The sequence below is a fragment of the Pseudomonas sp. BIGb0176 genome (genome assembly GCF_024810175.1).
Classification (GTDB): domain Bacteria; phylum Pseudomonadota; class Gammaproteobacteria; order Pseudomonadales; family Pseudomonadaceae; genus Aquipseudomonas; species Aquipseudomonas protegens.
Window position 1 is genome coordinate 253,822 of the sequence record NZ_JANUEC010000003.1, and the last position, 21,604, is coordinate 275,425.

The window sequence follows — 21,604 nt, forward strand, 5'->3', positions numbered from 1 at the left end:
CCTATCCCTGAGCGCCGGCTACGGGCGGTGCTCCTTCACTGACAAGGAACAGTGCCATGTCCGTGTATCGCACAAGCATTGTGCTGCTGGGGTTGTGGCTGGGCCCGGGCGGTATCAGCCAGGCGGGAGTTGAGGCCTGGGAGGAGCTGTTCACCGAGGGCGAGGCCCGGATGTTTTTCGATAACCAGTACTTCGCCCGGGATTACCGCAACGGGCCCAACAACAGTGGCCGTAACCGCTACAAACCGCGTAGTGAGCGCAATGGTTATCGCCAGGAGTGGGGCCAGTCGGTGCAGCTGTATTACCGTTCCGGTTTTACCCCCGGGCTTCTGGGCCTGGGGTTCGATGCCTTTGCCATGCAGGCCTTCAAGCTCGACAGTGGCGGTGGGCGCACCGGCACCGGCACCCTGGCGCTGGACGGCAAGGGGCATCCGCGGGACAGCCATGGCAAGGTTGGCGGTGCCCTCAAGCTCAAGGTGGCCGAGGCACAGCTGCGTTATGGCAATTTCACCACCCAGGCGCCGGTACTGGCGGCCAACAACAGCCGGATCATTCCCGGGATGGCCTACGGCTGGCAGTTACAGCGCGACTGGGACGGGCTGAGCCTGGAAGCGGCGCGGCTGAGTGCCTTGTCCGGCCCCACCGAAAGCAAGGCCCGAGGCGGGATTTCCACGGTATACGGACGTTTGTCCGGGGCGCGGATCAATATCGACAGCGCCCAGTACCTGGGGCTGAACTACAAGGGCGAGCAATGGCGCGGGGCTTATTACCTGGGGCAACTGGAGGACGTCTGGACCCAGCATTACCTCAACCTGGGCCACACCCTGGAACTGGCTGGCGAGCGCAGCCTGAGCAACACCTTCAACCTGTATCGCACCCGGGATAGCGGCGCCTCGTTGTTTGGCCCCATCGACAACCTGATCGCCTCCCACGCCCTGGCGTACCGTTTCGATGCCCATCGCTTGACCCTGGCCTACCAGCGCTCGTTTTCGGATACCCCGTTCGACTACATAGGTTTCGGAGACGGCCAGACCGGGCAATCCATCGTCCTGGCCAACTCCGCGCCCTATTCGGATTTCAACGGGCCACGGGAACGCTCCTGGCAATTGCGTTACGACCAGCGCCTGGCCTGGCTTGGGCTGCCGGACCTGAACCTGGGGCTGCGTTATCAGCGGGGCTGGGGAGTGGATGGCAGTCATGCCCCGGCCAACAGCATCTACCGTGGCCTGTATGGCGAAGATGGCCGTCATCACGAAACCGACCTGGATTTGAGCTACACCTTCAGCAGCGGTTCGCTGAAGGGCCTGCACCTGCGGGCCACGCAGATCTGGCATCGAGGCAACAGCGCCCAGGCCGATGGTTCCATCGACCAGTTGCGGATTCGCGTGCAGTATCCGCTGGCGCTGTTCTGAAGGGGCGGGGTGGGACTCAGGACCAGTCGAAGCAGAACAGCACCAGCCCTTCCACCGGTTCGTAGAACATCACGATGAGGTCGGCGCCGCTGATTCCGTAGTGGCTGGCCGGTACGCTGAGCGCGTGCTCGAAGCGCCGGCCAGCGGGGCTCAAGGGCCAGACGTCGATGTCGCCGCTGTCATCCGTGGCTTCGACGATATCCATGGGAAATTCCACGGTTTCCACCCAGTTGCCATAGCCCTCGGCGATGCCGGCCATCTGGTCGATGAAGGTCATGTGGTAGTCGCTGTCCTCCGGCCAGGTCAGGCGGCCGAGTTCCTGGTAGCGCTGGCGCGAAGCCTGGTAGGTGGCGTGCTCTTGGGCGTAATGGCGTTGCAGGCTGGCCCGCACGTTGCGCCGGGGCTCGGGCAGGTCGGCATTGCCCGGGTGCAGGAAGAAGTAACGCGGGTCGCCGCACAGGCGGTAGCGGCCGTTCTCGATCTTGAAGCCGATCCAGTTGGTCTTCAGCAGTTCGCTGCCAAAGCCGCAGTCTGCCGTCAATTCGCCTACCAGCCCCTCATCGGGTTCGATGGGGCTCAGCAGGTGCAGGCGCCCGGACCAGCCGGGGTTGATCAGGTTGGCGTCGATGGACAGCAGCGGCAGCAGGTGCTCGGCCAGTTCCTGCTGGTCGGCGACGAACACCTCCTGGGCATCGGGGTAGGCGACGGCGCCGGCCGGCAGTTGGGTGCACTCCGGGGTTTGGATCGTGGGCATACAGCGGGTCCTTGCTCAAACGGGAACAACAGGGAAAGAAGGCCGCGCCTCAGGCGCGGCTGTTACGGAAACTGCCGGGGGTAATGCCCACCACCTTCTTGAAGGCGCGGGTCATGTGGCTCTGATCGAAGAAGCCGCAGCTGAACGAGGCTTCCGCCAGGCTGGCGCCGGTGCGCAGCAGGTTCTGCACCTGGGCCACGCGCTTCTGGATCTGGTAGCTGTGGGGCGAGACGCCGACGGTCTTCTTGAACACGCGGATCAGGTACAGCGGGTCCATGTCCACCAGTTGCGCCAGTTCTTCCAGGGGAATGTGCCGGGCGTATTCGTCTTCGAGCTTCTTCTTGATGAACTTGACGGCGCTGCGCTCGGCGCTGGCGATGGCGGCAATGGGGGCGCCGCTGCGTTCGAAGAGCTGGGTCACCAGGTCCAGGAGGATGGATTCGCGCTCCAGGCTGGGTGGGGAATTTTCGATGATCTGGTGTTGCTGGAGGAAGGTCAGGGCAAAGCTGGGATCCAGGTTCAGGGCATTCTGGAACAGATGGATGTGCTCGGCGCCGAAGCGGCCCTGGAAAATCACCCGGTTGACCCAGCCCGGGTCGAGGTAAAGCATGCGGTACATCCAGCCCTGGTCATGCCCGGGGAGGCCGTCATGAATTTCCCCCGGGGTGATGGTGACCACGCTGCCGGCGCTGCCCAAGTAGTAGCTGCCTCTATAGAAGAGTTTTTCCACCCCGCTGCTTATAACGCCTACTGCATACCGATCATGTGAATGCCTGCCAAAAGACTGAGTGCTGTAACGCGCCGATAACAACTCACAGTCGCCTTCTGGTATTCGCCAAAACTGCACGAAATCCTTGTCTGGCCTAAAGACTTTGCCGGGTTGGTGCTCATCCATGAGTTTGTCCAGTTTTGTGCAATACGTTGGAAAAGAGGGCCGCTAAATTTAGCACCCATTTCACAACGCGAGCTAGGGGAAGTGATGCCTACAAAACTAGTTATTGGGGATTACAAAAAGTCTTCATGGTCATTTCGTGCATGGCTGGTTCTTGTAACGGCAGACGTCTCCTTCGAGACCCTTCAGGTCAAGCTGGAACAGGATGACACCCGCCAGCAGATCCTGCGCTATTCGCCCTCGGGCAAGGTGCCGGCACTGCTGCTGGACAAGGTGGTGATCAACGACAGCCTGGCCATCTGCGAGTACGTTGCCGGTGCCTATCCGGCGGCCAACCTGTGGCCCCAGGACCCGCTGGTAAAGGCCCAGGCCCGCGCTGCCGCGGCGGAAATGCACTCCGGGTTCGTCAACCTGCGTACCCAGATGTCCTTCGGCCTGAACACCGGCGATACCCCCGAGCCGCTGACCGCCGACACCCAGGAAGAGATCCAGCGGATCTTCGACATCTGGACCAACCTGCGCCACGCCAGCGGCTCCAAGCAGTTCCTGTGCGGCGACTTCGGCATCGTCGATGCCATGTTCGTACCGGTGGTGTTCCGCTTCCGTCGTTATGGCGTGGCGGTGCCGGCACAACTTCAGGCTTATGTCGAACAAGTTCTGGCCTACCCGCCAGTACAAAAGTGGCTGAAGTTGGCTGCGGAAGAAGTTTGAAAAAGCCGAACTAGTTATAACGAATAACGCTAACTAAAAATTAATGGCTATTTGACGGAAGGCAGAAAAGACACTGGTGTTTTTTCTGCTTTTTCGAGTCTGACTTTTGTTGCAGGAAGGGGAATTTATGAGTGTTCATAAAGTGACTGCCAAGGATGTTGGCCGTGAAGGGCAAGTTTACGACGTGATCGGCATCGGTTTTGGCCCGGCGAACATCGCCCTGGCCATCGCCATGGAAGAGATGGAATTTGCCGGCACCCGGCTGTTTCTCGAGCGTCACGCGAGCACTCAATGGCAGCCGGAGATGATGCTCTCCGGCAGCGATATCCAGAACCACCCGAGCCGTGATCTGGTAACGCCGCGCAACCCGCGCAGCCGCTACACCTTCACCAACTTCCTGTTCGAGAACGACCGCCTGTTCGAACACCTGAACCTGGGCCTGGAGTTCCCCCTGCGCAGTGAGTTCGCCGAGTACGTACGCTGGGTTGCCGGCTTTTTCGCCCGGGACGTGGCCTACAACCAGAGCGTGAGCCAGATCCAGGTCGACCCGGCCAGCAACCTCTACACCATCACCACCCAGGCCGGCGTGCAGTATCAGGCGCGCTCCGTGGTCCTGGCCCCGGGCCGCACCCCGGTGATTCCGCAGGTGTTCGCCAACGCCGCGGCGGACCGGGTGTTCCACCTGACCCAGTACCTGGGGCGCCTGGCCAGCCTGGCGCAGAAGGGTGAGCTCAAGCGCGTGGCGGTGGTCGGCGGCAGCCAGAGCGCCATCGAAATCATCCTGCACCTGCGCCACACCTACCCGAACCTGGAAATCGTCAGCGTGCAGCGCGGCTACGGCTTCCGCCTCAAGGACACCAGCCAGTTCAGCGAGCACGTGTACTTCCCGTCCTTCGTCGACCAGTACTACAACAGCTCCGCCGAGGCGAAGAAGAACATCAACCGCCACCTGCACTACACCAACTATTCCGCTGCCGATGCCGACGTAATCAAGGAACTCTACGTGGGCATGTATGAGGACAAGCTGCAGGGCCGCGAGCGCGTGATCATCAAGGGGCTCAGCGAGATCCAGGGCTGCACGCCGGACGGCGAGGGCTACAGCCTGTCGCTGCGCAACAGCAGCACCCACGCCACCGAGGAACTGGGCGGGCTGGACGCGATCGTCCTGGCCACGGGTTTTCGCAACCTCGGCACCGGCCCCCAGGAAGAACGCTACCCGGCGATCCTCAAGGACCTGGCCGAACACCTGGAGAGCGACGCTCAGGGCGTGATCCGCATCGGGCGCGACTACAGCCTGGCCGCAGCCAAGGGCAGCCATCTGCCCGCGTTGTACCTCAATGGTCTGTGCGAATCCTCTCACGGCTATGGCGATGCCGGCTCCTTCAGCCTGCTGTCGCTGCGCTCGCGGGACATTTTCAACTCGCTGAACCAGCAACTGGGCCTGGCCCAGGCTGCAGAAAAGATCGCTTGAGCCGCTGCATCGAATCCTGAACCTCGACCCCTTTATGTGAGCAGGCAGCAATGGATATTTCAGAAATGGATGAGTTGGGCGTATTTGCGGATGTGGAGTCTTCGGCGCGCAGTTACTGCCGCAGCTTTCCGGTGGTCTTCGACCAGGCCCAGGGCAGTCATCTGTATGACCTGAAAGGCCAGGCCTATATCGACTTCCTGAGCTGCGCCGGGTCCGTGAACTATGGCCACAACCCCAAGGCGGTGAAGGCCGCGGTGATCGACTACCTGCAACGGGACGGCATCCAGGCCGCCCTGGACATGCACAGCCGGGCCAAGCAGGAGTTCATCTACAACTTCCGCAAGATCATCCTGGCGCCCCGGGCCCTGCCCTACAAAATGCAGTTCACCTCGCCCACCGGCACCAGCGTGGTGGAGTCGGCGGTCAAACTGGCGCGCAAGGTCACCGGGCGCCGGCACATCGTGGCCTTCACCAACGGCTTCCACGGCATGTCCAACACCTCCCTGGGGCTGACCGGCAACCGTGACAACCGCCAGCCAGGGGTGGATCCCTATGTGTTCCGCATGCCGTTCGACGGTTACCTGGAAGGCCTGGATTCCATCGCCTACTTCGAGCGCCTGGTCAAGGACAACAGTTCCGGCATGGACCTGCCGGCAGCGGTGATCCTGGAAACCATCCAGGGCGAAGGCGGGATCAACGTGGCTTCGGCAGAGTTCCTGCAGCGCCTGCGCCAGCTGACCGCCGAGCACGGCATCCTGCTGATCGTCGACGACATCCAGGCCGGCTGCGGCCGCACCGGGACCTTCTTCAGCTTCGAGCCCTCGGGCATCACCCCGGACATGGTCTGCCTGTCCAAGTCCCTCAGCGGCTACGGCTTGCCTTTCGCCCTGCTGCTGCATCGCCCGGAACTGGACCAATGGTCCCCTGGCGAGGACAACGGCACTTTCCGCGGCAACACCCTGGCCTTTGTCGCCGCCACCAAGACCGTGCAGGAGTTCTGGAGCGATGACCGCCTGGTCAAGCACATCCAGGCCAACGAAGCACAGCTCAAGGAGTGGCTGGCTGAGGTGACCGAACGCTTCGCCGGGCATATCAAGGATGTGCGCGGACGCGGGCTGTTCTACGGCATCGAGTTCCACGACCCGGCCCTGGCCGCCGCGGTGATGCGTGCCTGCTTCGCCCGCCGCCTGATCATCGAGCGCTGCGGTCCGGTGGACCAGGTACTCAAGCTGATGCCGGCGCTGACCATCAGCAGCGAAACGCTGCAGGCCGGCCTGGCGAGCATTTTCGACGCCATGCAACAGGTGCTGGAGCAGGGCAAGTTAAGTGACCCGGACCAGGACGTCGATCCTCTGGTCTTCATTAATGGAGTCGCGCATGTCGACTAATACCAACCGCGCCATCATCGAGCTGACCATTGGTGGCTTGATGCTCAGCCTGTCGGCGCTGGCCGTGGCCTTTGCCCACATCGGCGCCGGTGGGGCCGGGTTCTACCGCATGCTGTTCGCCTCGATCCTGTTCTTCCTGCTGCTCAAGGTGCGGCGCATCCCGGTGCTGCTCAAGAGCGCCAAGGCGCAGCTGTACACGGCCCTGGCCGGGGTGTTCCTGGCCATCGACCTGGTGCTCTGGCACCAGAGCATCTACATCGTCGGCCCGGGCATCGGCTCGATCCTGACCAACTGCCAGGTGTTCTTCATGACCCTGCTGGGGCTGTACCTGCTCAAGGAGAAGCCGTCGATCTACTTCCTGATCTCCATCACCCTGGCGTTTATCGGCCTGTACCTGTTGCTGCTGCCGGAAATGACCAGTGCAGTGGGCATCAAGGGTGTGGTCTATGGCGTGCTCTCGGGCCTGGCCTACGCCATTTGCGTGTATTTCCTCAAGGTCAACACGCAGTTGCCTGACGGTGGGGGCGACAAGATCGCACAGATGCTCAACCTGAGCCTGTGGGCCGCGCTGGTGCTGCTGGTGTATGCCCTGGCCATGGGGGAAAGCCTGGCCATCGTCGATGGGCAGACCCTGGTGATGCTGATCATCTATGGGGTGATGGTGCAATTCGTGGGCTGGTTGCTGGTCAACCGCTCCATCGGTGCCATCAGCCTGGGCCTGGCGGGGCTGATCCTGCTGCTGGAGCCGGTGATCACCTACTTCGTCGATGTGGCGTTTCTCGGCAAGGCCAGCTCGGCGCTGCAGATCGCGGGTGCGCTGCTGACCATCTTTGCGGTGTACATCGGCTCTATCAAACCACCGGAGAAGGTGACGCCGGTGACCGAGGCTGCCTGAGGCCTCGAGCTGATCCAGTGCTCTGATTCATAGATCCGCTCGACTTTTGCTGCGCACAGACCCGCCTGTCTGCGCGCAGTTTTTTTTGCCCGGAATTCAGGCCGACAAGGCCAGGCGCGTGGCTCGCGGATCTGTCGCAGCCTGGGCCTGGGTGCCTTCATCCTCTTCCAGTACCCGCGAGGCGCGGCCCACCAGCAATGGGTCCGGGGCGTGGGCGACTTTCAGGTCCTTGCCCGGGTAGTCCAGCTCGTGCAGGAAGTGGCGGATACAGTTGATTCGCGCGCGCTTCTTGTCATCGGACTTGATCACCGTCCAAGGGGCATCGGCGGTGTCGGTGTGGAAGAACATCGCCTGTTTGGCGGCGGTGTACTCGTCCCACTTGTCCAGGGACTTGATGTCGATGGGCGAGAGCTTCCAGTGCTTGAGCGGGTCGTCCCGACGGGAGATGAAGCGGCGCAGCTGTTCTTCGCGGTTCACCGAGAACCAGAACTTGAACATCAGGATGCCGCTGTTGCACAGCATGCGCTCCAGCTCCGGGGTCTGGCGCATGAACTCCAGGTATTGCAGGGGCGAGCAGAACTCCATCACCCGTTCCACCCCGGCGCGGTTGTACCAGGAGCGGTCGAAGAAGACCATTTCCCCGGCGGTGGGCAGGTGCTGGATATAGCGCTGGAAGTACCACTGGCCCTTTTCCTGTTCCGAGGGCTTTTCCAGGGCCACGATCCGCGCGCCGCGGGGGTTGAGGTGTTCCATGAAGCGCTTGATGGTGCCGCCCTTGCCAGCAGCGTCACGGCCTTCGAACAGCACCACGATGCGCTGCCCGGTTTCCTTGACCCAGCTTTGCACCTTGAGCAGTTCGATCTGCAGTTCGTTCTTGGCCTTTTCGTACTCGGCGCGGCGCATGCGGTTGCGGTACGGATAATTGCCCGGCAGCGCAGCGGACACGCTGTCTTCGTTGGAGCCGCGCGGCGCGCTGGCCACCTGCAGGGCCATGGGCTTCTGGCTGATGGCGCTGATTTCGGCCTCGGCGGCTTTCACCGGTGCAGCCTTGCTCGCTGTGCGTGGGCGACGCGGGCGCGGCGTTGCGGGTTTGCGCGGGGTGCTCTTGGCAGGGCTGGCGGAGCTGGCTTCCGGCAAGGCTTTGGGCTGGGTGCGGAGGGTGGATTCTTCACTCATATAAGGAGGGCCTGTGCGTCTCGTTCAAATGTTCACTTACAAGTGTATGGCCCTCAAACGTCGGCTCTTTGACCTCCATCAAGGATGTGCCCGAGAGATGCTTGTATCAGGCGCGCGGGGCCCTGGCGCCGGCTACGGAAGCAATTCCTGCTGATGCACCGCGAGCCTCGGGAATCCAATGCGAGTGTCGCCCCTGGCAGGGGGAGCGACATTCCTCGGAACCTGCATGGAAGGATGCTGAATATGGATACTGATACCGTTGTTCATTCAAGCCGCCGTCGTCTGGCGCGTCGCTGGCAAAATCTGTTGCTGCTACTGGGCCTGGGTGCGCTGGCGCAATCGGCGCTCGCCATCAACGTGGCGTTTGACGGTTCCTGTGCCACCCAGGCTGACCGTACCGCGGTGAGCAATGCCGTGGCCGTCGCTACTACCTGGTCGACCAATGCCTACAACCAGGTCAACAACAATGAAGCGACCTTTCGCCGCAATCAGGACCTGGCCTACCGGACCTGGTTCGGTACCTTCAGCCAGGATCGCTACCAGCGGGTGCGTGCAGTGCTCGACGGGGTGCGTTTCAAGCTCAACAGTGGCAACACCCTGACGGCCTATTGCCGGGTCAACCCGAATGACCCTTGCGACGCGCCCGGGGATATCGCCGCCACCTACGTCAACGCCCGCGGGGACGTGCAGGCCTGGTTCTGCACGGCATTCTTTGCCCTGCCGCCGCGCGTGGGTTTCGATACCCAGGCCGGTACCGTGGTGCATGAACTGACCCATTCCATTGGCCACACCACCGATATCCCCGGCGCCTACGGCGTGGCGGGATCGCAGAACCTGGGAGCCAACCGCCCGAGCGACGCGGTGGAGAATGCCGACAACTACGAGTACTACGTGGAGGACTTGTACGACTGAGCAGGGCGGGAAAGAGGCCCGCAACGGGAGGTGTGCGCCGTGCTGGCACTTTTCTGCAGGCGAAAAAAAAGACCTTGGATTTCAAGGTCTTTTTCATGTTTGGTGCCCCGAGGGAGACTCGAACTCCCACTTCTTGCGAAAACGGATTTTGAATCCGCCGCGTCTACCAATTCCGCCATCAGGGCTCAATGGCGGCGAAGTATAGAGAGGCGCTTACCGTTGGTCAATCGGCTTTCATGGTCAATTTTTGCTTAATCCGCTAAACTTTCCGGCCCTGCTAGACGAACCCCATCATGCGCGTTGCTGACTTTACCTTCGAGCTTCCTGATTCGCTGATCGCCCGCCATCCACTGGCCGAGCGTCGCGGCAGCCGTCTGTTGACCCTGGATGGGCCAACCGGCGCCTTGGCCCACCGTCAATTCACTGATTTGCTTGAGCATTTGCGCCCGGGCGATCTGATGGTGTTCAACAATACCCGGGTGATTCCGGCCCGTCTGTTCGGTCAGAAGGCTTCCGGCGGCAAGCTGGAAATCCTCGTCGAGCGGGTGCTGGACAGCCACCGTGTGCTGGCCCATGTGCGCTCCAGCAAGTCGCCCAAGCCTGGGTCGAAGATCCTCATCGACGGCGGTGGCGAAGCCGAGATGCTGGCGCGCCATGACACGCTCTTCGAGCTGGGCTTTGTCGAAGAAGTGCTGCCGCTGCTGGACCGGGTCGGGCACATGCCGTTGCCTCCTTATATAGACCGTCCGGATGAAGGCGCCGATCGCGAGCGTTACCAGACCGTGTACGCCCAGCGCCTGGGCGCGGTGGCGGCACCGACCGCCGGGCTGCATTTCGACCAGCCGCTGCTGGAGGCCATTGCCGCCAAGGGCGTGGAGACCGCGTTCGTCACCCTGCACGTGGGGGCTGGTACCTTCCAGCCGGTGAGGGTCGAGCGCATCGAAGATCACCATATGCACCATGAGTGGCTGGAAGTCGGCCAGGACGTGGTGGATGCAGTTGCTGCGTGCCGGGCTCGCGGTGGCCGGGTGGTGGCAGTGGGCACCACCAGCGTGCGCTCCCTGGAAAGCGCCGCGCGCGATGGCGTGCTCAAGCCGTTCAGTGGCGACACCGACATCTTTATCTACCCGGGCCGGCCGTTCCATGTGGTCGATGCCCTGGTGACCAACTTCCATCTGCCGGAATCCACGCTGTTGATGCTGGTTTCGGCGTTCGCCGGCTATCCCGAAACCATGGCCGCCTATCGCGCCGCGGTGGAAAATGGATACCGCTTTTTCAGCTACGGTGATGCGATGTTCATCACCCGTAATCCCGCGCCGACCGCTCCCAAGGATCTGGCCCCCGAGGAAACTGTATGAGTCGCACTTGTCGTATGTCCTTCGAGCTCCTGGCCACTGATGGCAAGGCTCGTCGCGGTCGCCTGACCTTCCCCCGCGGCACGGTGGAAACCCCGGCCTTCATGCCGGTGGGCACCTATGGCACGGTCAAGGGCATGCTGCCGCGGGATATCGTCGCTACCGGCGCCGAAATCATCCTCGGCAACACCTTCCACCTGTGGCTGCGCCCGGGCACGGAAGTGATCAAGGCCCACGGTGACCTGCATGATTTCATGCAGTGGAAAGGCCCGATTCTGACCGACTCCGGTGGCTTCCAGGTGTTCAGCCTGGGTGCCATGCGCAAGATCAAGGAAGAGGGCGTGACCTTCGCCTCGCCGGTGGACGGCGCCAAGGTGTTCATGGGCCCGGAAGAGTCGATGCAAGTGCAGCGCGACCTGGGTTCGGACATCGTGATGATCTTCGATGAATGCACGCCGTACCCGGCTGATGAAGACGTGGCGCGAATCTCCATGGAGCTGTCCCTGCGCTGGGCCCAGCGCTCGAAGAATGCCCACGGCGACAACACCGCGGCGCTGTTCGGTATCGTCCAGGGCGGCATGCACCAGGACCTGCGCATGCGCTCCCTGGAAGGCCTGGACAAGATCGGCTTCGACGGCCTGGCCATTGGCGGCCTGTCGGTGGGCGAGCCCAAGCATGAAATGATCAAGGTCCTGGACTACCTGCCAGGCCAGATGCCAGCCGACAAACCTCGTTACCTTATGGGAGTTGGCAAGCCGGAAGATCTGGTTGAGGGTGTGCGCCGCGGTGTGGACATGTTCGATTGCGTGATGCCAACCCGCAATGCCCGCAATGGGCATCTGTTCATCGATACAGGCGTGCTGAAGATCCGTAACGCGTTCCATCGCCATGATGATTCGCCGCTGGACCCAACTTGTGATTGCTACACCTGCCAGAACTTCTCCCGTGCTTATCTGCACCACTTGGACAAGTGTGGGGAAATGCTCGGGAGTATGCTCAATACCATCCATAATTTGCGCCATTACCAGCGTCTTATGGCTGGTTTGCGCGAGGCTATTCAACAAGGTACATTGGCCGCCTTTGTCGATTCCTTCTATGCCAAACGCGGGTTACCCGTGCCGCCTTTAGAATAAGTTCTAAAGACGTTAAGACACTAATTCTGAAATTATCGGAGTGTTAAATGAGCTTTTTGATCCCTGCCGCGTATGCGGACGCCGCTGCACCTGCCGCTGCCGGTCCTGCTGGCACTGGTTTCGAGTGGATTTTCCTGGTCGGCTTCCTGGTCATCTTCTATCTGATGATCTGGCGCCCACAGGCCAAGCGCGCCAAAGAGCAGAAGAACCTGCTGGGTAGCCTGCAGAAAGGCGACGAAGTTGTGACCACCGGCGGTATTGCCGGCAAGATCAACAAAGTGACCGATGACTTCGTGGTTCTGGAAGTGTCGGACTCCGTTGAACTGAAGTTCCAGAAGGGCGCGATCGCTGCCACGCTGCCAAAAGGCACGCTGAAAGCGATCTAAGTTTCATCTTTTACCAATCGACGGGGCGCGCAAGGCGCCCCGCGTCATAAACGGGCGGCGTGATGCTGAACAAATATCCTCTGTGGAAGTACCTACTGATCCTGGCGGTGCTGGCGATCGGTTTTATTTATTCCGCTCCCAATCTATACCCTGATGATCCGGCCATTCAGGTCAGCGGCGCGAGTACCGCGTTGCAGGTTACTCAGGCGGATCTGGATCGTGCGAGCAAAGCGCTCACCGACGCCGGCATCAACGTCAAGGCTTCTTCCATTGCCGCCAACGGCAAGGGTGGCCTGCTGCGCTTGACCAACAAGGAAGACCAGCTTCCGGCCAAGGATGTAGTGCGCAAGGCGCTGGGCGATGACTATGTGGTGGCGTTGAACCTGGCGCAAACCACTCCGCAATGGCTGCGCAACCTCGGTGCGCACCCGATGAAACTGGGTCTGGACTTGTCCGGTGGTGTGCACTTCCTGCTGGAAGTGGACATGGACAAAGCCCTCGACGCCCGCCTGAAAGTCTATGAAGGCGACGTCAAGAGCCTGCTGCGCAAAGAGCGCCTGCGCTATCGCAGCCTGCCGCAGCTCAATGGCGCCATCCAGCTGGGCTTCAGCGATGAAGACAGCCGTGAGCAGGCCCGTTCGCTGATCCGCAAGAACTTCAATGATTTCGATATCGTACCGGCCGACCTCAATGGCCAACCGGTGCTGCGTCTGGCGATGACCCCAGCCAAGCTGGCGGAAATCCGCGAATACTCCATCAAGCAGAACTTGACCACCGTGCGTAACCGGGTCAACGAGCTGGGTGTGGCCGAGCCTCTGGTTCAGCGCCAGGGTGCCAACCGTATCGTGGTTGAGCTGCCGGGCGTGCAGGACACCGCTGAAGCCAAGCGGATCCTGGGCAAGACCGCCAACCTGGAGTTCCGTCTGGCCGCCGAGCCGGGTGCTTCCAAGGCGACTTCCGAGTCCTTCGAATTCCGTGAGGGCAATCGTCCTCCAGCGCAGATCGAGCGTGGCCTGATCATCACCGGTGACCAGGTGACCGATGCCCAGGCCGGTTACGACGAGCATGGCCGCCCACAGGTGAACATCAAGCTTGATGGCCACGGTGGCGAGCTGATGAACCGTTCGACCCGCAGCAACGTCGGCCGCAGCATGGCGGTGATCTTCATCGAGCAGAAGCCGATCACCACCTATACCAAGCAGGTGGTCGACGGCGTCGAGAAGGACGTGCCGGTCCAGGCGTTCAAGGAAGAGAAGAAGATCATCAGCCTGGCGACCATTCAGTCGCCGCTGGGCAGTCAGTTCCGTATCACTGGCCTCAATGGCCAGGGCGAGTCCTCCGAACTGGCGCTGCTGTTGCGTGCCGGTGGTCTGGCGGCGCCGATGTACTTCGCTGAAGAGCGCACAATCGGTCCGAGCCTGGGTGCTGACAACATCACCAAGGGTATCGATGCGTCGCTGTGGGGCATGCTGTTCGTGTCGCTGTTCATCATCGCCATCTACCGCTTCTTCGGGGTGATCGCCACTGTGGCGCTGGCCTTGAACATGGTGTTGCTGCTGGCCCTGATGTCCCTGCTGGGGGCTACGCTGACCCTGCCGGGTATCGCCGGTATCGTGCTGACCATGGGCATGGCGGTGGACGCCAACGTGCTGATCTTCTCGCGGATACGTGAAGAGATCGCCGCCGGCATGACCGTGCAGCGAGCAATCAACGAAGGCTTCGGCCGGGCATTCACCGCGATTCTGGACTCCAACCTGACCACATTGCTGGTGGGTGGCATCCTCTTTGCCATGGGCACCGGCCCGGTCAAGGGCTTTGCGGTGACCATGTCCCTCGGGATCTTTACCTCGATGTTCACGGCCATCTGGCTGACCCGCGCGATGGTCAACCTGATCTTCGGCGGTCGTGACTTCAAGAAGTTGTGGATTTAAGGGGCTGCCATGTTACGTACTATTAACTTCATGGGCGTGCGCAACGTTGCGTTCGGCGTCACTGTGCTGCTCACCATCCTGGCGTTGTTCAGCTGGTTCCACAAAGGCTTGAACTACGGTCTGGACTTCACCGGCGGCACGCTCATCGAGCTGACCTACGAGCGTCCGGCGGATGTGATGAAGGTGCGTTCGCAGCTGAACGACGCCGGTTATCACGAAGCCATCGTGCAGAGCTTCGGTGCGACCACCGACCTGCTGGTGCGGATGCCGGGCGAAGACCCGCAACTGGGCCACCAGGTGGCTGAAGCGCTACAGAAGGTTGGCGGTGACAACCCGGCGCAGGTCAAGCGCGTCGAGTTCGTCGGCCCGCAGGTGGGTGAAGAGCTGCGCGACCAGGGTGGCCTCGGCATGCTCATGGCGCTGGGCGGCATCCTCATCTATCTGGCGTTCCGCTTCCAGTGGAAGTTCGCGGTCGGTGCCATCGTCTCGCTGATCCACGACGTGATCGTGACCGTGGGCATCCTGTCGTTTTTCCAGATCACCTTCGACCTGACGGTGCTGGCGGCGGTGCTGGCGATCATCGGTTACTCGCTCAACGACACCATCGTGGTGTTCGACCGGGTGCGTGAGAACTTCCGTGTGCTGCGCAAGGCCAGCCTGATCGAGAACATCAACATCTCGACCACCCAGACCCTGCTGCGCACCATGGCCACTTCGATCTCCACCCTGCTGGCGATCGTGGCCCTGCTGTTCTTCGGTGGCGACAACCTGTGGGGCTTCTCCATCGCCCTGTTCGTCGGTGTATTGGCGGGTACCTACTCGTCGATCTACATCGCCAACGTGGTGCTGATCTGGCTGAACCTGAACAGTGAAGACCTGATTCCTCCGGCCAATACCGAGAAGGAAGTGGACGACCGTCCTTGATGGCCTGACCTGTTCCGGCTGTCAGTTAAAAAGGCGCGAGTGTTGAACTCGCGCCTTTTTTTTTGCTCCAAGGCTGGGAGAAGCGCGGGCTTTTGACCCGCATGTATGGTCAGGAGGTTCACGTGAACAAGTCGTTGCTGGTTGGTGCGGTATTGGGTGCTGTCGGTGTCACCGCCGGGGGTGCTGTTGCCACCTACAGCCTGGTTAAAAGCGGCCCTGAGTATGCGCAAGTGCTGGCCGTTCAGCCGGTCAAGCAACAGATCAAGACCCCGCGGGAGGTCTGCAAGGACGTCGCCGTGACCCGGCAGCGTCCGGTCAAGGATGAGCATCAGATCCTGGGCACCGTGGCTGGCGCAGTGGGCGGTGGCCTGTTGGGTAGCATGATCGGTAATGGCAATGGCAAGAAACTCGCCACGGTTGCCGGTGCTGTTGGTGGGGGCTATGCGGGGAACAAGGTGCAGGAAGGCATGCAGGAGCGTGATACCTACACCACTACGCAGACTCGCTGTAACACGGTCAATGACATCAGTGACAAGATCGTTGGTTATGACGTGAAGTACGACCTGGGTGGCAAGCAGGGCCAGGTGCGTATGGATCGGGATCCGGGCAACCAGATTCCGGTGGATAAAGAAGGGCACCTGATTCTCGGTCAGAACCAGAATCAGCCCGGCCAGTAACCCTCAATTGCAGGAGCCTGTTTGCCGGCGAAGGCGATTTCAAGGTCCCATTCGCCGGCAAGCTGGCTTCTACGGCAATTGCGGGCATAAAAAAAGCACCCCTCGGGGTGCTTTTTTTGTCGCTGGTGCTTAGCGCTTCAGCGAAGCCGGCAGGTGCGGCTGGATGGCGGTCAGAACTGCCTTGAAGCATTTGGTGTTGCCGGCCACGACGTGGCCTTTTTCCAGGAAGTCGTGACCGCCGGTGAAGTCGCTCACCAGGCCGCCGGCCTCCTGGATCAACAGGGCGCCTGCTGCCATGTCCCATTCGGACAGGCCCGATTCCCAGAAGGCGTCAAAGCGACCGGCGGCGACGTAGGCCAGGTCCAGGCTTGCTGCGCCAGCGCGACGGATGCCTGCAGTCTGGCCAACCAGGGCGCGGAACATGCCCAGGTAGTTGTCCAGGTTGTCCATCTGGTCGTCACGGAAGGGGAAGCCGGTGCCCAGCAGGGCGCCGTCCAGGCTGGTGCGGCCGCTGACCCGCAGGCGACGACCGTTCAGCTGGGCACCGCGGCCACGGCTGGCGGTGAATTCTTCCTGGCGAACCGGGTCCAGAACCACGGCGTGTTCCAGGCGGCCACGGTATTTGCAGGCGATGCTCACGGCAAAGTGCGGGATGCCGCGCAGGAAGTTGGTGGTGCCGTCCAGTGGGTCGATGATCCACAGGTAGTCTTCGCCTTCGCCGCTGCCGGCGTGCAGGCCGGTTTCTTCGCCGAGGATGGCGTGGGTCGGGTAGGCTTTGCGCAGCGCGTCGATGATCTTCTGCTCGGCAGCGCGATCAACTTCGGATACGTAGTCTTTGGCGTCTTTTTCGTCGACCTTGATGGTATCCAGGCGCTCGATGGAGCGGAAAATCAATTCACTGGCGCTGCGGGCGGCGCGCAGCGCGATATTCAGCATTGGCTGCATGGATAGGTCACCTAAGGTTGTTAAAGAAAGCCGAGCATTCTAGCAGAAAACTTTTGCAGATGAAGGTCGGCGTTCGCTTTGATTGCATTGATCCGCTGTGTGGCGCATTTCGTCAGCGGGTATTGGCCGCTCCTGTCGCGGGCTCTCAATAAGGCAGCGGAATTGGCAGATGGTTATTTTTGAGGCGGTGGTGCAGCCTGTTCTGTAATATTTGCTCCCCCTTCCCGTGTCCGAGAGCGCCTCCCTTGCTGCAGAACATTCGTGTCGTCCTGGTCAATACCAGTCATCCGGGCAATATCGGCGGGGCTGCGCGTGCCATGAAGAACATGGGCTTGTCGCGGCTGGTGCTGGTGGAGCCGCGGGTATTTCCGTCTCATGAGGCGGATGCGCGGGCTTCTGGTGCCACCGATATTCTCGAAAATGCCCAGGTGGTGGCGACGCTGGAGGATGCTCTGGCGGGTTGCACCCTGGTGTTCGGCACCAGTGCTCGTGATCGGCGCATTCCCTGGCCGCTGCTGGATCCCCGCGAGTCGGGCCTCAAGGTCGTGGAGGAGGCCGGGCAGGGGGCGCAGATCGCTCTGGTGTTCGGTCGTGAAGATTCCGGCCTGACCAATGACGAACTGCAGCGATGTCATTTCCATGTGCATATCCCGTCGGATCCGGAGTTTAGCTCGTTGAACCTGGCCACGGCGGTGCAAGTGCTGACCTATGAAGTGCGCATGTCCTGGTTGGCAGCCCAGGGGCGGCCGAGCAAGGTGGAGAAGGATGAGGTGGCGTCGCCGCGCAGTGATGAGCTGGCAACCATGGATGAGCTGGAGCGGTTCTACGAGCACCTGCAGCAAACCCTGGTGGCCATCGACTTCCTCGATCCGGAGAAACCTCGACACTTGATGGCGCGCTTGCGTCGGTTGTACGGTCGCAGCTCGGTCAGTCGGGCGGAAGTGAATATATTGCGAGGTATCCTCACGGAAACCCAGAAAGCGGCTCGTGGGGAGCTACAGAAGCGGAAGGATCAGTGATGTTCGAACGTCTGCGTGAAGATATCCAAAGTGTTTTCCATCGTGACCCGGCTGCGCGCAACGCCTTTGAGGTGCTGACCTGCTACCCGGGGATGCATGCGATCTGGATCCATCGCCTGTCCGGCGCCTTGTGGGGGATGGGCTGGAAGTGGCTGGCGCGGCTGGTCTCGAACTTCGGGCGCTGGCTGACCGGGATCGAGATTCATCCGGGGGCCAAGGTCGGTCGTCGCTTCTTTATTGACCATGGAATGGGCATCGTCATTGGCGAAACCGCCGAGATCGGTGATGACGTCACGCTTTACCAGGGGGTGACCCTGGGTGGCACCAGTTGGAATAAAGGCAAGCGCCACCCGACCCTGGAAGATGGTGTGGTGGTGGGGGCTGGCGCCAAGGTGCTGGGGCCGTTCACGGTCGGGGCCGGGGCCAAGGTCGGTTCCAATGCCGTGGTGACCAAGGCGGTGCCGGCCGGTGCGACCGTAGTGGGGATTCCGGGGCGGATCATCATGAAATCCAATGATGAGCAGGAAGCCAAGCGCAAGGCCATGGCGGAAAAGCTCGGCTTCGATGCCTATGGCGTCAGCGAAGACATGCCTGACCCCGTGGCGCGGGCCATTGGTCAGTTGCTTGATCACCTGCAAGCGGTCGATGGTCGTCTGGAGGGGATGTGTGGCGCGCTGAAGGATCTGGGCAGTGACTACTGCGCCAAGGACTTGCCTGCCCTGCGTGAAGAAGACTTTGCTGAAGTCAAGGGCAAGGGCGACAGCCAGGTCGGCTGATGCCCCGCAAACCGGCTTCTCCTGCAGGAGCCGGTTTGCCGGCGAAAAAGCCCCTGAGATGCCATAAGCGACCCGCGGGTCAGTTGTTGCCATCGCGCTGTGCCATTACGTCGCAGACTTTGCTATGATTCGCGCGCTCTTTTGCGGGTAAATCCGACTAAAGTAGTTGGTCTTATAGTTGACCTGATTACTCGGGTATTGCATACTCGCCTCCATTCCGAAACTCCGTGGTACTTGTCCATGCGACTGACTACTAAAGGCCGATACGCCGTGACCGCCATGCTCGATCTGGCGTTGCACGCGCAACATGGCCCGGTCTCCCTGGCCGATATCTCCGAGCGCCAAGGCATTTCCCTGTCCTATCTCGAACAGCTTTTCGCCAAATTGCGCCGTAGCAATCTGGTGTCCAGCGTCCGGGGTCCTGGTGGCGGCTATCAGCTGTCCCGCGACATGCAGGGGATCCAGGTGGCCCAGGTGATCGATGCGGTGAACGAATCGGTCGATGCAACCAAATGCCAGGGGCTGGGTGATTGCCATGCCGGCGACACCTGCCTGACGCACCACCTGTGGTGCGATCTGAGCCTGCAGATCCACGAATTTCTAAGCGGTATCAGCTTGGCTGACCTTGTCACTCGCCGTGAGGTGCAAGAAGTAGCCCAGCGTCAGGACCAGCGCCGTTGTAATGGCAAGGCGCCGCGCCTGGACAAGATTGAAGCGTCCGCCGTCGAATGACAGCCAAAGAGCTAGCGGCACGCCAGCCAGCCTGATTTAGGAGAGAGTCCATGAAATTGCCGATTTACCTTGATTACTCAGCGACCACCCCGGTTGATCCGCGCGTCGCGCAGAAAATGAGTGAATGCCTGCTGGTCGACGGGAACTTCGGTAACCCGGCGTCCCGCTCCCACGTGTTTGGCTGGAAAGCCGAAGAATCGGTGGAAAACGCCCGTCGCCAAGTGGCCGACCTGGTTAACGCCGACCCGCGTGAAATCGTCTGGACTTCCGGTGCTACCGAATCCGACAACCTGGCAATCAAGGGTGTCGCGCATTTCTACCACACCAAGGGCAAGCACCTGATCACCTCGAAGATCGAGCACAAGGCTGTCCTGGACACCATGCGCCAACTCGAGCGTGAAGGCTTCGAAGTGACCTACATCGAGCCGGGCGAAGACGGCCTCATCACTCCGGCCATGGTCGAAGCAGCCCTGCGTGACGACACCATCCTGGTTTCGATCATGCATGTGAACAACGAGATCGGCACCATCAACGACATCGCTGCCATCGGCGAGCTGACCCGCTCCAAGGGCGTGTTGTTCCACGTCGACGGCGCTCAGTCCACCGGCAAGGTCGACATCGACCTGCAGGCCCTGAAGGTCGACCTGATGTCCTTCTCCGCCCACAAGGCCTACGGCCCGAAAGGGATCGGCGCGCTGTACGTCAGCCGCAAGCCGCGGGTGCGCCTGGAAGCAACCATGCACGGCGGTGGTCACGAACGCGGCATGCGTTCCGGCACCCTGGCTACTCACCAGATCGTCGGCATGGGCGAAGCCTTCCGCGTGGCCAAGGAAGACATGGCCGCCGAGAACCTGCGCATCAAGGCCCTGAGCGACCGCTTCTACAAGCAGGTCGAGCACCTGGAAGAGCTGTACATCAACGGCAGCATGACTGCCCGCGTACCGCACAACCTGAACCTGAGCTTCAACTACGTTGAAGGCGAGTCGCTGATCATGGCCCTCAAGGACCTGGCAGTGTCTTCCGGTTCGGCCTGTACTTCGGCCTCCCTGGAGCCTTCCTACGTGCTGCGTGCCCTGGGTCGCAACGACGAGCTGGCTCACAGCTCGATCCGCTTCACCTTCGGCCGCTTCACCACTGAAGAAGAAATCGATTACGCGGCGCAGAAAGTCTGCGAAGCCGTTACCAAGCTGCGCGCTCTGTCGCCGCTGTGGGACATGTACAAAGATGGCGTCGATATCTCGAAGATCGAGTGGGCGGCGCACTGAATATAAGTCGCCGCACAGGGTTCTGTAGAGCGTACCGATAACGGCGATTTGCAGAACCCAAGAGCGACTCTCTGATGAGTGAGGATTAAGAATCATGGCTTACAGCGAAAAGGTCATCGACCACTACGAGAACCCGCGCAACGTCGGCAAGATGAACGCGGAAGATCCGGATGTCGGCACCGGCATGGTCGGCGCTCCTGCCTGCGGCGACGTGATGCGCCTGCAGATCAAGGTCAATGAGCAGGGCATCATCGAAGACGCCAAGTTCAAGACCTATGGCTGCGGTTCCGCCATTGCTTCCAGCTCCCTGGCCACTGAGTGGATGAAGGGCAAGACCCTGGATGAAGCCGAAACCATCAAGAACACCCAGCTGGCTGAAGAGCTGGCCCTGCCTCCCGTGAAGATTCACTGCTCGGTACTCGCCGAAGACGCCATCAAGGCCGCCGTACGCGACTACAAGCAGAAGAAAGGCCTGATCTGACCGATCGGCTTTCACAGATTTGGCGACAAGTAAGGAGTCACGATGGCTATCAGCATGACAGAAGCGGCTGCTCAACACGTGCGACGCTCCCTCAACGGGCGCGGCAAGGGTGATGGGATTCGTCTGGGTGTTCGCACCACGGGCTGTTCCGGCCTTGCCTACGTGCTGGAGTTCGTCGACGAGATTGGCGAGGACGATCAGGTATTCGAGAGTCACGGCGAGAAAGTGATCATCGATCCGAAAAGCCTGACCTATCTGGACGGCACCGAACTTGATTTCGTCAAGGAAGGGTTGAACGAAGGCTTCAAGTTCAACAACCCCAACGTGCGCGGTGAGTGTGGCTGCGGCGAAAGCTTCAACATCTGAGGC

Annotated in this window: 22 protein-coding genes and 1 tRNA gene; 18 read left to right on the forward strand and 5 right to left on the reverse strand. The window is 61.1% G+C overall.

Features of this window, described 5'->3' with window-relative positions; translation table 11 throughout:
- Positions 1 to 56: 56 nt before the first annotated feature.
- Entirely contained in the window at positions 57 to 1,412 is a 1,356-nt protein-coding gene (locus M2395_RS19240) for an OprD family outer membrane porin (RefSeq protein ID WP_041119744.1), read from the forward strand.
- Positions 1,413 to 1,428: 16 nt separating this feature from the next.
- Here the strand turns inward: M2395_RS19240 and M2395_RS19245 are convergent, their stop codons facing one another.
- Entirely contained in the window at positions 1,429 to 2,166 is a 738-nt protein-coding gene (locus M2395_RS19245; protein ID WP_011063242.1) for a hypothetical protein, read from the reverse strand.
- 49 nt (positions 2,167 to 2,215) lie between these two features.
- Positions 2,216 to 3,061 carry an AraC family transcriptional regulator gene (locus tag M2395_RS19250; RefSeq protein WP_011063241.1) on the reverse strand — a complete coding sequence of 282 codons (846 nt, stop codon included), beginning with the start codon at positions 3,059 to 3,061 and terminating at the stop codon, positions 2,216 to 2,218.
- Between the two features lie 84 nt (positions 3,062 to 3,145).
- Here M2395_RS19250 and M2395_RS19255 point away from each other — a divergent pair, with 84 nt between their 5' ends.
- The 4 genes from M2395_RS19255 to M2395_RS19270 all read left to right on the forward strand — a co-directional run bounded on the left by M2395_RS19255 (position 3,146) and on the right by M2395_RS19270 (position 7,523).
- Positions 3,146 to 3,769: a glutathione S-transferase family protein gene (locus M2395_RS19255; RefSeq protein WP_011063240.1), complete on the forward strand. Its 624-nt coding sequence runs from the start codon at positions 3,146 to 3,148 to the stop codon at positions 3,767 to 3,769.
- A 127-nt stretch (positions 3,770 to 3,896) separates the two neighbouring features.
- A complete protein-coding gene (locus M2395_RS19260) occupies positions 3,897 to 5,240 on the forward strand; it encodes a SidA/IucD/PvdA family monooxygenase (RefSeq protein ID WP_019094258.1) in 1,344 nt (447 codons plus the stop codon).
- Between the two features lie 65 nt (positions 5,241 to 5,305).
- Complete coding sequence (gene ectB / locus M2395_RS19265) at positions 5,306 to 6,628, forward strand: diaminobutyrate--2-oxoglutarate transaminase (protein ID WP_019094259.1); 1,323 nt, start codon at positions 5,306 to 5,308, stop codon at positions 6,626 to 6,628.
- On the forward strand, positions 6,618 to 7,523 hold the full coding sequence (locus M2395_RS19270) for a DMT family transporter (protein WP_011063237.1): 906 nt from the start codon (positions 6,618 to 6,620) through the stop codon (positions 7,521 to 7,523). Before ectB ends, M2395_RS19270 begins: the two co-directional genes overlap by 11 nt.
- Before the next feature lie 96 nt (positions 7,524 to 7,619).
- Here the strand turns inward: M2395_RS19270 and ppk2 are convergent, their stop codons facing one another.
- Complete coding sequence (gene ppk2, locus M2395_RS19275; protein WP_161466650.1) at positions 7,620 to 8,516, reverse strand: polyphosphate kinase 2; 897 nt, start codon at positions 8,514 to 8,516, stop codon at positions 7,620 to 7,622.
- Positions 8,517 to 8,942: 426 nt separating this feature from the next.
- On the opposite strand from ppk2, the gene M2395_RS19280 reads away from it, so the two are divergent.
- Positions 8,943 to 9,611, forward strand: coding sequence for a M35 family metallo-endopeptidase (locus M2395_RS19280; RefSeq protein ID WP_015636885.1), 669 nt, complete (start codon positions 8,943 to 8,945; stop codon positions 9,609 to 9,611).
- 100 nt (positions 9,612 to 9,711) lie between these two features.
- Here the strand turns inward: M2395_RS19280 and M2395_RS19285 are convergent.
- Positions 9,712 to 9,796: transfer RNA gene (locus M2395_RS19285), tRNA-Leu, on the reverse strand.
- 108 nt (positions 9,797 to 9,904) lie between these two features.
- On the opposite strand from M2395_RS19285, the gene queA reads away from it, so the two are divergent.
- From queA to M2395_RS19315, 6 genes are all read left to right on the forward strand, one after another.
- Positions 9,905 to 10,969, forward strand: coding sequence for a tRNA preQ1(34) S-adenosylmethionine ribosyltransferase-isomerase QueA (queA, locus tag M2395_RS19290; protein ID WP_053153610.1), 1,065 nt, complete (start codon positions 9,905 to 9,907; stop codon positions 10,967 to 10,969).
- A gap of 14 nt (positions 10,970 to 10,983) precedes the next feature.
- Entirely contained in the window at positions 10,984 to 12,099 is a 1,116-nt protein-coding gene (gene tgt, locus M2395_RS19295; protein ID WP_162470478.1) for a tRNA guanosine(34) transglycosylase Tgt, read from the forward strand.
- Positions 12,100 to 12,146: 47 nt separating this feature from the next.
- Positions 12,147 to 12,485 carry a preprotein translocase subunit YajC gene (gene yajC / locus M2395_RS19300; RefSeq protein ID WP_011063224.1) on the forward strand — a complete coding sequence of 113 codons (339 nt, stop codon included), beginning with the start codon at positions 12,147 to 12,149 and terminating at the stop codon, positions 12,483 to 12,485.
- A gap of 62 nt (positions 12,486 to 12,547) precedes the next feature.
- Positions 12,548 to 14,416: a protein translocase subunit SecD gene (gene secD, locus M2395_RS19305; RefSeq protein WP_011063223.1), complete on the forward strand. Its 1,869-nt coding sequence runs from the start codon at positions 12,548 to 12,550 to the stop codon at positions 14,414 to 14,416.
- Between the two features lie 9 nt (positions 14,417 to 14,425).
- On the forward strand, positions 14,426 to 15,340 hold the full coding sequence (gene secF / locus M2395_RS19310) for a protein translocase subunit SecF (protein ID WP_011063222.1): 915 nt from the start codon (positions 14,426 to 14,428) through the stop codon (positions 15,338 to 15,340).
- A 122-nt stretch (positions 15,341 to 15,462) separates the two neighbouring features.
- Positions 15,463 to 16,017: a glycine zipper 2TM domain-containing protein gene (locus M2395_RS19315; RefSeq protein WP_041752543.1), complete on the forward strand. Its 555-nt coding sequence runs from the start codon at positions 15,463 to 15,465 to the stop codon at positions 16,015 to 16,017.
- Between the two features lie 129 nt (positions 16,018 to 16,146).
- Here M2395_RS19315 and suhB read toward each other — a convergent pair whose 3' ends face one another.
- Positions 16,147 to 16,962 carry an inositol-phosphate phosphatase gene (suhB, locus tag M2395_RS19320; RefSeq protein ID WP_011063220.1) on the reverse strand — a complete coding sequence of 272 codons (816 nt, stop codon included), beginning with the start codon at positions 16,960 to 16,962 and terminating at the stop codon, positions 16,147 to 16,149.
- Between the two features lie 245 nt (positions 16,963 to 17,207).
- On the opposite strand from suhB, the gene trmJ reads away from it, so the two are divergent.
- The 6 genes from trmJ to iscA all read left to right on the forward strand — a co-directional run bounded on the left by trmJ (position 17,208) and on the right by iscA (position 21,601).
- Positions 17,208 to 17,981, forward strand: coding sequence for a tRNA (cytosine(32)/uridine(32)-2'-O)-methyltransferase TrmJ (trmJ, locus tag M2395_RS19325; protein WP_015636882.1), 774 nt, complete (start codon positions 17,208 to 17,210; stop codon positions 17,979 to 17,981).
- Positions 17,981 to 18,757, forward strand: a complete 777-nt coding sequence (gene cysE, locus M2395_RS19330; RefSeq protein ID WP_011063218.1) for a serine O-acetyltransferase — start codon at positions 17,981 to 17,983, stop codon at positions 18,755 to 18,757. Before trmJ ends, cysE begins: the two co-directional genes overlap by 1 nt.
- Positions 18,758 to 18,997: 240 nt before the next feature.
- A complete protein-coding gene (gene iscR, locus M2395_RS19335) occupies positions 18,998 to 19,489 on the forward strand; it encodes a Fe-S cluster assembly transcriptional regulator IscR (protein WP_011063217.1) in 492 nt (163 codons plus the stop codon).
- Between the two features lie 50 nt (positions 19,490 to 19,539).
- A complete protein-coding gene (locus M2395_RS19340) occupies positions 19,540 to 20,754 on the forward strand; it encodes an IscS subfamily cysteine desulfurase (protein WP_123431380.1) in 1,215 nt (404 codons plus the stop codon).
- 94 nt (positions 20,755 to 20,848) lie between these two features.
- Positions 20,849 to 21,235 carry a Fe-S cluster assembly scaffold IscU gene (iscU, locus tag M2395_RS19345; protein WP_007929523.1) on the forward strand — a complete coding sequence of 129 codons (387 nt, stop codon included), beginning with the start codon at positions 20,849 to 20,851 and terminating at the stop codon, positions 21,233 to 21,235.
- Between the two features lie 42 nt (positions 21,236 to 21,277).
- A complete protein-coding gene (gene iscA, locus M2395_RS19350) occupies positions 21,278 to 21,601 on the forward strand; it encodes an iron-sulfur cluster assembly protein IscA (protein ID WP_007929524.1) in 324 nt (107 codons plus the stop codon).
- Positions 21,602 to 21,604: the final 3 nt, after the last annotated feature.

Excerpts from the sequence above, each read along its gene's own strand:
- M2395_RS19280 (WP_015636885.1), top strand. The coding sequence starts at position 8,943 with ATGGATACTGATACCGTTGTTCATTCAAGCCGCCGTCGTCTGGCGCGT.
- secF (WP_011063222.1), top strand. The coding sequence starts at position 14,426 with ATGTTACGTACTATTAACTTCATGGGCGTGCGCAACGTTGCGTTCGGC.
- tgt (WP_162470478.1), top strand. The coding sequence starts at position 10,984 with ATGTCCTTCGAGCTCCTGGCCACTGATGGCAAGGCTCGTCGCGGTCGC.
- M2395_RS19270 (WP_011063237.1), top strand. The coding sequence starts at position 6,618 with ATGTCGACTAATACCAACCGCGCCATCATCGAGCTGACCATTGGTGGC.
- secD (WP_011063223.1), top strand. The coding sequence starts at position 12,548 with ATGCTGAACAAATATCCTCTGTGGAAGTACCTACTGATCCTGGCGGTG.
- M2395_RS19245 (WP_011063242.1), bottom strand. The coding sequence starts at position 2,166 with ATGCCCACGATCCAAACCCCGGAGTGCACCCAACTGCCGGCCGGCGCC.
- ectB (WP_019094259.1), top strand. The coding sequence starts at position 5,306 with ATGGATGAGTTGGGCGTATTTGCGGATGTGGAGTCTTCGGCGCGCAGT.
- yajC (WP_011063224.1), top strand. The coding sequence starts at position 12,147 with ATGAGCTTTTTGATCCCTGCCGCGTATGCGGACGCCGCTGCACCTGCC.
- suhB (WP_011063220.1), bottom strand. The coding sequence starts at position 16,962 with ATGCAGCCAATGCTGAATATCGCGCTGCGCGCCGCCCGCAGCGCCAGT.
- queA (WP_053153610.1), top strand. The coding sequence starts at position 9,905 with ATGCGCGTTGCTGACTTTACCTTCGAGCTTCCTGATTCGCTGATCGCC.
- M2395_RS19250 (WP_011063241.1), bottom strand. The coding sequence starts at position 3,061 with ATGGATGAGCACCAACCCGGCAAAGTCTTTAGGCCAGACAAGGATTTC.
- cysE (WP_011063218.1), top strand. The coding sequence starts at position 17,981 with ATGTTCGAACGTCTGCGTGAAGATATCCAAAGTGTTTTCCATCGTGAC.
- iscA (WP_007929524.1), top strand. The coding sequence starts at position 21,278 with ATGGCTATCAGCATGACAGAAGCGGCTGCTCAACACGTGCGACGCTCC.
- M2395_RS19260 (WP_019094258.1), top strand. The coding sequence starts at position 3,897 with ATGAGTGTTCATAAAGTGACTGCCAAGGATGTTGGCCGTGAAGGGCAA.
- iscR (WP_011063217.1), top strand. The coding sequence starts at position 18,998 with ATGCGACTGACTACTAAAGGCCGATACGCCGTGACCGCCATGCTCGAT.
- M2395_RS19255 (WP_011063240.1), top strand. The coding sequence starts at position 3,146 with ATGCCTACAAAACTAGTTATTGGGGATTACAAAAAGTCTTCATGGTCA.
- M2395_RS19340 (WP_123431380.1), top strand. The coding sequence starts at position 19,540 with ATGAAATTGCCGATTTACCTTGATTACTCAGCGACCACCCCGGTTGAT.
- ppk2 (WP_161466650.1), bottom strand. The coding sequence starts at position 8,516 with ATGGCCCTGCAGGTGGCCAGCGCGCCGCGCGGCTCCAACGAAGACAGC.
- M2395_RS19240 (WP_041119744.1), top strand. The coding sequence starts at position 57 with ATGTCCGTGTATCGCACAAGCATTGTGCTGCTGGGGTTGTGGCTGGGC.
- iscU (WP_007929523.1), top strand. The coding sequence starts at position 20,849 with ATGGCTTACAGCGAAAAGGTCATCGACCACTACGAGAACCCGCGCAAC.